Origin of the sequence: Algoriphagus sp. SE2, assembly GCF_039563885.1 — a bacterium.
GTDB lineage: Bacteria > Bacteroidota > Bacteroidia > Cytophagales > Cyclobacteriaceae > Algoriphagus.
In genome coordinates, this window is the sequence record NZ_JBCLWJ010000058.1 from 1 (window position 1) to 869 (window position 869).

Below are 869 nucleotides of genomic sequence, written 5' to 3' on the forward strand. Positions count from 1 at the left end.
CTTAATTCTGCTTACAATGTGGTGACATTGTCTTTTTTAATAAAAGCAGTCTGATTTTTCCATTCTACTTCATACCAAATATCCTTACTTGACCTAATCTTTACACGATGACCAGGTTCTACTCTATCCACTAATTCTCCTCCCGCTGATGGCTTTGAAACGATCATAGTTGGGCTCTGCGTGATCAATGCAGTTCTGGGAGCTTTCAGGAAATTATTAGTGATAAAGATTAGAATAATCAAAAAGATGGATGGCCAATAATATCTTGCTTCAGAAACTTTCCTACCATTTACCCAAAGCATGATTAAGGAAATTACAAGAAAAACAGCTAAAGCACCGACCATGATTTCTTTGTATTCTACTAAGAAAAGAATAAATCTTTCCGTATCGCTGACTTCATAGCCGACTAGGTTACTTTGTCCGGTCAGGTTTTTAATCTTAGATATTGTTTGGGAATTGGGGTTTAAATCATAGTATTTGCTCAGATAAAGTGTAGCTAGCTCTTTGTCTCCTATTCCCTCAGAAATGAAAGACATTTTAAGCAGCATAGCAGGTGAATAAATTCCTAATTGATAGTTTTCCTGATATATTTCCATCGCTTCCTTGTAACTTCTTTGTTGAAACAAAGAATCTGCCCTTTCGATATCAAATACATCTGCCTGACAATTAATACTTTGCAAAAGGAAGATAAAGAATATGAAAAATTTCGTAAGAAAGATTGAATTAGAGTTTGGCATTTATAAAACGGTAGCTTAAATTTGCAGTCCAATTACGACAATGATCTGGCAAAAAGCAAGGCTAAGGAGTCGATTTGAAAGTATAGAAACCATAATTTTATGGTTAAAATTTCTGAAAATTTTCAGTTGAAA

General features: G+C 34.2%; 1 protein-coding gene. It reads right to left on the reverse strand.

Features of this window, described 5'->3' with window-relative positions:
• Positions 1-11: 11 nt before the first annotated feature.
• Positions 12-680, reverse strand: a complete 669-nt coding sequence (locus tag AAGF08_RS20385; RefSeq protein ID WP_343513297.1) for an SH3 domain-containing protein — start codon at positions 678-680, stop codon at positions 12-14.
• Positions 681-869: the final 189 nt, after the last annotated feature.